The organism is Aquimarina sp. AWH4_224 (assembly GCF_056160245.1).
In genome coordinates this window covers 17468-25541 of record NZ_JBSWWU010000019.1, presented here as the reverse complement: position 1 = coordinate 25541, position 8074 = coordinate 17468, and the positions used below count along the sequence as shown (strand labels likewise).

Annotated in this window: 3 protein-coding genes; 2 read left to right on the top strand and 1 reads right to left on the bottom strand. The window is 32.6% G+C overall.

Translation table 11 applies throughout. From position 1 onward, the window contains the following. Positions 1-37: 37 nt before the first annotated feature. Positions 38-184 carry a hypothetical protein gene (locus ACXAGJ_RS23370; protein WP_474843440.1) on the bottom strand — a complete coding sequence of 49 codons (147 nt, stop codon included), beginning with the start codon at positions 182-184 and terminating at the stop codon, positions 38-40. Positions 185-834: 650 nt separating this feature from the next. On the opposite strand from ACXAGJ_RS23370, the gene ACXAGJ_RS23365 reads away from it, so the two are divergent. Together ACXAGJ_RS23365 and ACXAGJ_RS23360 are read left to right on the top strand one after the other, a co-directional pair. Then, entirely contained in the window at positions 835-1362 is a 528-nt protein-coding gene (locus tag ACXAGJ_RS23365; RefSeq protein WP_474843438.1) for a UpxY family transcription antiterminator, read from the top strand. Positions 1363-1421: 59 nt separating this feature from the next. Continuing rightward, positions 1422-7901: an amino acid adenylation domain-containing protein gene (locus ACXAGJ_RS23360; protein WP_474843436.1), complete on the top strand. Its 6480-nt coding sequence runs from the start codon at positions 1422-1424 to the stop codon at positions 7899-7901. Positions 7902-8074 lie beyond the last annotated feature (173 nt).

Here is an 8074-nt window from a genome sequence, read left to right as displayed (position 1 = left end):
AACACCTTTGTAGTCATTAGATTACAAAGGTGTTTTTTCATGAATTAATACCTTTCCTAGAAAGTTTCAGACGCATTTCCCATTTCCTGTTATCCATATTATTTTCAGAACTGTCTAATAAGGTCTTTTGAAGTATATGTATTAGATTTTTGGTATTAGTCTCTTTCACATTTAGTGACTTCATGAAAGAGGGTTTTACGCAAATTGTGAAATCGAAATCTAAAACGATTTGGTTGAATATAGAATGAATAACGATACACCCGAAGATTTTGGTTAGGGAAGCGTACTTAGTTGAACATTAATTTTTATGAAACATACGTTTGTAAATGTTAAAGAAATGATGAAATTATAGTGTCTTTTTAATCAGAATTTATAAAATTTTAAATCATATAATGGTATAAGGTTTAAGTTCACTTAATAAAACCGTAAAAAAAAAATATTTATTCTTAAAACACTAATTATCAGTTAATTAAATCTTATTTTAATTCCTTAATATTTATAAATTTTAAGCCTGTAATTTATAAATTCGTAGTAAATACACTTTATTTTAAGTGGATTTCCTTATAAGTTTGTTTTGGGCTTAAGGATAAAGTTAATAGACTTTTATTAACGATTATTACACGAATAGATCTTCAATACGATACTTCTCAGTTTGAAGACATCAATATTCCAAGTATACATCTTTAAACCATTATGACAAATAAAGGGATCGTTACAAGAGCTTTTTGTAGAGACCTTTTTACTTGATTATCCAATCATATTTTTAAGAAGATATGAAATGTGAGTCAGGGAAGCGAAGCTATATCTTTTAATCAATTTATTAAATATACACACATGGGTTTTAAGTTAGGTGAATGGTATGTTTTGTACGTGAGATCACGTCATGAAAGAAAAGTAGAAGAACTACTACATGAAAATAATATAGAAGCTTTTGCTCCAATGATAAAGACCGTTAAGCAATGGAGTGATCGTAAAAAGACAGTTTTGAAGCCTCTAATTCCTTCTTATGTATTTGTCAAAATAAATTCAACCAAGGATTTCTCAAAGGCTTTGTCTGTTAATGGAGCTTGTATGTATATACGATTTGGAGCAGAGTATGCAAAGGTTACCGAAAATGAAATTGATAAAATCAAAATTTTGATTGGTACAAAAGACGTAATCGATGTAAAAGCTGATTTTCAAATACCAGCAATTGGTGATATTAAAGAAATCAATTACGGGCCTTTATCAGGTTTGAAATGTAAGATTTTAGAAAATAGAAATATTAATAAAATCCTAGTGAGCATTAATTCACTTAGGTTGAATATTGTGGCCACCATACCGTCTAGTTTCTTGCAACAACCAGTACAATTAGGGTATTAGATACTATTAGGTTTGTCTAACACTTAGAGAATCGTTCAATTAAATCACAAGTTAAAGTTTTGGAAAATTCAACATTGATCAATATCCTAAAAACAAGAAGTAATCTTAAGGATAAAGGAATAGTTTTTATTGTTAATGGTACAACCGAAGATTTTTTATCGTATCATGAATTGTATCATAGGGCAATAGAGGTTTTGTCATATCTACAACAAGAAGGGTTGAAACCAAAAGAGGAATTGGTTTTTCAAATAGAGGATAATAAAACTTTTATTATTGTTTTTTGGGCTTGCATTCTTGGAGGAATAATTCCTGTTCCAGTTACTATAGGTCAAAAAGATGATCATAGACTCAAGCTGTTTTCGATCTGGGAAGTATTGAACAAACCTCATATCATAGGAAGTACTAAGCAATTACAGCAATTAGAAAAATTTGCAAATAATAATCACTACGAAGAAGTTCTAGAAGAGATTCAATCTAGTTTTGTTGAAGTAGAAAAAACTCTTGAACATAAGGGTAGTGGAGATATTTACCCTGTTGTAGAGGAAGATATTGCTTTTATTCAGTTCTCTTCAGGTTCTACAGGTATCCCAAAAGGAGTGGTTCTTACTCATAAAAACCTAATAACGAATGTTACAGATATAAGCAATGCGGCAAAGTATGAAGATGGTGATAGTATGATAAGTTGGATGCCTTTGACTCATGATATGGGAATGATTGGCTTTCATATCAATCCGCTTTTCAAAGGGATGAATCAATACATAATGCCTACAAATTTATTTGTTAGACGCCCTGGTTTATGGTTAGAAAAAGCTTCTGAACATAAGGTTACTATCCTTTGTTCACCAAACTTTGGTTATAGTTATGTTTTAAAACACTGTTCGAATACTGAAGAGTATCAGTGGGATTTGTCCAATGTTAGGGTTATCTATAACGGAGCAGAACCTATTTCAGAAAAAATAGCAAACGAATTCATTAGCTACGGTAGTGTTTTTGGTTTGAATCCTAATGCAATGTGTCCTGTTTATGGATTAGCAGAAGCTAGTCTAGCGGTTACGATGTCCGACATCAATCAAGATGTCATTTCTTGTAACGTGAAAAGAGACAAGTTAGGTTTTGGAGCAGAAGTAGAAATTACGAATGCTGGAAAGGAGAGTGTTTCTTTTGTAAATGTTGGAAAATCAATTGATCACTGTGCGGTTAGAATTACGAATGATGATAATGAAACTTTGAATGAGAAATTCATAGGTCATATTCAAATCCAAGGTAATAATGTGACCTCTGGTTATTATAATAATAAAACTGCTACCGAGGAGGCAATTTCAAATACCTGGTTAAAGACGGGCGACCTTGGTTTTATGTATGATGATTGTCTGTATATAACCGGAAGAGCAAAAGATGTTTTTTTCATTAATGGTCAGAATTATTATTCTCATGATATTGAGAATGCTACATTGGATATTGATGGTATTGAATTAAACAAAATAGTAGTAACAGGACATTTTAATCCTGATTTACAAAAAGAAGAGGTGATCGCTTTCGTATTTTTTAGAGGAAAAATCGAAAAATTCATTCCACTGCTACAAGAAATAAGAACTAAGGTAAATCTGGATTTTGGATTTGAAATTGATCATATTCTTCCTGTTAGGGATATCCCAAGAACAACCAGCGGGAAACTACAGAGATACAAACTACTCACTCAATATAAAGGAGGAACATTTAATGAATTAATTGCACAGATCAATGCAGTTACAAACCAGATAAAAGAGGAAAAGGGTAAAGTTTTTATCCCTAAAAGCGAAGAAGAAGAAATAGTACTTTCTGCCTGGAGAAAGGTTTTGAATAAAGAAACTATTGCAATCGATGATAAATTCTTTGAAATAGGAGGAACCTCTCTAAGAGCAGCAGAGTTGGAAATGATTCTCAACAAAGAATTGGGAGTCAATCTTCCATTGGAGCAGCTTTACAATAAACAGACAATAGGTGAATTATTGAGTGTAATAGATCAATTAGAAACTTCTTTTTATGAGGACATTCCTGGGATAAGTAATGACGAAGATTATCATCCTTTGTCAGCCGCTCAAAAAAGACTTTACTTTTCTTGGGCTATGGATCATAATAGTATTGGATATAATTTACCGTTTGCTATTCAAATTCAGGGAAAGATAGATGAGGAAAAGCTCTCAGATAGTTTACATAAGTTGATAGAGAGACATGATTCCTTGCGAATGTCATTTGAGTTGGACGTAGAACCAAAATTTTATATTCACGAGTCAATTGATTTTGAGTTAGGCATTGTAGAGACGAATAAGGAGGAACTAGAAAACCAAATTCAATCTTTGGTACAACCATTCAATTTATCACGACCTCCTTTATTTAGAGCACAACTAGTTAAAACTGAAAAAGAGTTTCAAGTATTGTTCTTGGATTTTCATCATATCATATTTGATGGAATCTCCGTAAATAATTTTCTAACAGAACTCTTTAGTTTATATAGAGACATTTCTTTACCAAATCTCGATGCTAATTATGTAGATTTTGTGTATTGGGAAAGAAATAAGCATGAGGGTACAGACTTTCAACTGCACAAAAATTATTGGGAAACAGAACTATCTGGGGATCTACCACTTTTGGAAATGCCTTTGGATGATCAGCGACCGGCAATTTTTGAAACAACTGGAAAAAGACTCGCATTTACATTGGATAACTCAATCTCTACTAGACTGAAAGGTTTAGCTCAAGAGAAAGGATGTACACTACATTCACTTTTGTTTTCAATGTACAGTGTTTTACTTTCCAAATATACTGGACAAAACGATTTAATAATAGGAATTCCTGTAGGGGGTAGGAGACATCCTAGTTTACAGAGCCTACAAGGAATGTTTGTAAACAATTTACCTATTAGAGTACAGATAGAGGAGGGAATAAAATTTACAGAGTTAGTAGAGCTTGTTAAACATAAGATCATATCTGCTATAGATCATCAAGACTATCCATTTGAAAAAATGGTACAAAGCCAAAAGGGAGTGAGAGATGTTAGTCGAAATCCTATTTTTGATACGATGTTTTTGTATCAAGATACTGATATTACCAGGCTTGGTTTTGATGAGGTAAAGATTTCTAATTATGATTTTGATCCAGGATTCTCCAAATTTGACTTGTCCCTCGAAGTATTTAATGGAGAAGATGAAATCAGTTTTGCTTTAGAGTATTCAAATAAACTGTTTTCTGAAGAAAAAATGGTTCAATTCAACAACCATTTTCGCCTTCTTGTGAATCAAATCGTTCAGATGCCAGAACTTCGATTAGAGGAATTGGCAACGATAACAGCAAAAGAGTATACCGATCAAATTGTAAAGTTTAACGCCACTGAAAAGAATTTACCTGAAAAGGAAACAATTCACGAGTTATTTGAAGAAGAGGTAACAAAACATCCACATCGTATAGCGATGGCTGTTGGAGAAAACCAACTCTCATTTGTAGAGTTGAATGAAAAAGCAAACTCGTTGGCATTACGTCTTAAAGAGCTTGTCGACCAGCCAAAAGCAACCGTTGCTATCATCATGGAAAAATCACCAGAGTTTGTTATCAGTGTTCTAGCGGTTTTAAAACTGGGAGGAAACTTTGTGCCGATAACGCCGGATTTGCCACAAGATAGGATTGCATATATACTAGATGATAGTCAGTCTCAGTTAATCGTGACCAGTACTAATTATCAATCTATGGTTTCCGAAATGGCAAGTGCTTCAAAAGATGTAAAGAGCGCTGTGGTTTGTGTAGATAACGATTCACTGGATAGAACAACAGACAATCTTAATGTTACTGGTAACTCCAAAGATTTAGCATATATTATCTATACATCTGGAACCACGGGGAACCCAAAAGGAGTGATGATAGAACATGGATCTCTAATTAATTATATCGATTGGGCTTCAGAAAGTTATGTAAAAGGGGAACAGCTTGCATTTCCTTTACACACTTCAATTTCATTTGATTTAACGATTACTTCCATCTTTACCCCATTGGTATCTGGGAATAAAATCGTTATTTATCATAATAATGATCAAGAGGTATTAATAGAAAAAATATTAAAAGAAAATAAGGTTGACATTATAAAACTCACTCCTTCGCATTTGAGATTAATCACAAAACTCGATACATCTGATGTAATTGATAAAGGTTGTCACGTAAAAAGAATGATTGTTGGTGGTGAAAAATTGGATACTGCCTTAGCAAAAGAGATACGTGGTATTTTTGGCGATAATCTTGAAATTTATAATGAATATGGGCCAACAGAAGCTACTGTAGGTTGTATGATTTATGAGTTTAATGAAAAAGATAACTTTCTTACGGTACCTATTGGAAAACCTGTTGCCAACACTCAAATTTATATTCTTGATAAACGCCTCAAACCAGTTCCGATTGGAGTGCATGGCGAAGTATTTGTAGCAGGAAACGGATTAGCTAGAGGTTATATCAATAATCCTTTGATGAACAAAGAGAAGTTTATTGAAAATCCTTTTTCTGAAGGACAGAGAATGTATCGCACAGGGGATCTAGCAAAATTTGTTGACTCTGGAGTAATTGAATATGTAGGGAGAATAGATGAACAAATTAAGATCAATGGCTATCGCATTGAACCAGAGGAAATCAAAAATCAAATATTGTTACATGAAGGTATAGAAACATGCATAATAACAACTTTCAAGAACAACAATACACAACCTTTGCTATGTGCATACGTTAAGCATAATGAGAATTACAATGAATCTATAGATGAAATATCACTGAGAGTTTATTTGGCAGAAAAACTCCCTTTTTATATGATTCCTTCTCATTTCATTACCATTGATAAAATACCACTTACCGGTAATGGAAAAGTCGATTACAACGCTCTTCCTTCACCACTTCTAAAAAAAGAAAAGAACACAGATGAGAATGAGAGGCTAAATGAGGTTGAAAAAACATCGATTAGTATATGGCAGGAAATCCTGGAAGAAGAGCATATAAGTGTTAGGGATAACTTTTTTGAACTTGGAGGGGACTCTATCAAGGCTGTTCAAATAGCTTCAAGATTGAATGAAGCCGATATTCATCTGAAAGTAAAAGATATTCTTACTTTTCAAACGATAGAACAAATAATTCTTCAATCAGAATTACAGAACAATTCATATACCCAAGGAGTGATCGAAGGCCAAAGAGATCTTTTTCCGATAGATAACTGGTTTTTTAGTCATGATTTTAACAACAAGAATTACTTCAACCAATCTGTATTGTTAAAATTAAGAAAAGATATTCCTATTACGAAGCTAGAGGAAGCTTTCAGTACATTAATTCAAGCGCACGATGGTCTTCGTCAAAACTACAATCCAGAAAATGGATTGATGTTCTACAATGCGAACTTGCTTTCTCAGGATTTCAAACTAGAAGTTTTGGATATTTCTGATTCAGGAAATGAACATTTAAAAAATGCATGTTTGAATTTTAGGAACGGTTTTAATATTACTGATGGTTTTTTAATAAAAGCGGCTATTATCAAACAGAAAGGGAAGGCAAATCAATTATTGGTTACTGCACATCATCTTCTTGTGGATGGAGTCTCCTGGAGGATTTTACTCAATGATTTATTTCAAATATTATCCAAAGGTAAAGACAACGCTTTTCTACAAAAAACAGCTTCATTAATTGATTGGAATGAGGCATTAAAAGCCTATTTTAATTCTAAAAATAGGACCATAGTTGATGAATATTGGAAAAATCAAGTAGACGAAAAATTTAGAATTCCCTTAGATTTTGATACAGAAAATTGGGAGATGGCGCAGGTAGATAAAGTAAAAGGGAGGTTATCTGCCGAACAAACGTTATTTCTTAGCAAGGATGCTCATGATGCATACAGGAGTGATAATTTTACCATTCTACTGTTGGCTTTTGCATTTGCCTTAAGAGATTGGACAGGTGATACAAGTTTTAGCATAGAATTAGAAAACCACGGAAGAAACCTAAATGAAATTGATGTTTCAAGAACAATTGGTTGGTTTACCTGTTTGTATCCACAAAAAGTGGAGATAAATGATGCTGAAATAGGTTCAAACATCAAAAGAATAAAAGAACAAATCAAAGAGATTCCCGATCATGGAATGGAGTATGGGATTTATAATTATGGAGATCATCAACAATACCTAGAAAGAAGTTCAATCTCTGAAATCAGATTCAATTATTTAGGACATTTTGGGAATGAGTTGAATAATGAATTTTTTGTTTATGAACATGTGGATATTGGTTCTGAAATCGATCCTCAAAATAAATTTACTACCAAATTAGAAATCAATTTAATGATTGTAGATGATCATTTAGAAGTTGAATTCATATATAATCAAAATGCACACAAACCATCTACAATTGAATATATCAAGGATCAGTTTTTTATCAATTTAGAGGCAATCCTTGATCACATAAAAGCCGAAAAACAAGTACATTTTACCCCTTCTGATTTTGAAGCAGCAAAATTAGATCAAGAGGATTTAGAAGCATTATTTGAATAAAATACAAATTAACACAATGTCCGTTATTGAACAGTAACTGTCCGAAAACGATACTTTAGTTAGAATTTTTTGACTTTTTATCCTGGTTTTTGAAGGGTTTCTAAGCATTTTTTCTAATGGCATCATCTTTGAATACGGAGCATTAAAACTTAAAACCAAAATGATCTCACATT

What these genes read in the sequence shown, in the direction of transcription:
- ACXAGJ_RS23370 (WP_474843440.1), bottom strand. Translation starts at nt 184, where the DNA reads ATGAAGTCACTAAATGTGAAAGAGACTAATACCAAAAATCTAATACAT.
- ACXAGJ_RS23365 (WP_474843438.1), top strand. Translation starts at nt 835, where the DNA reads ATGGGTTTTAAGTTAGGTGAATGGTATGTTTTGTACGTGAGATCACGT.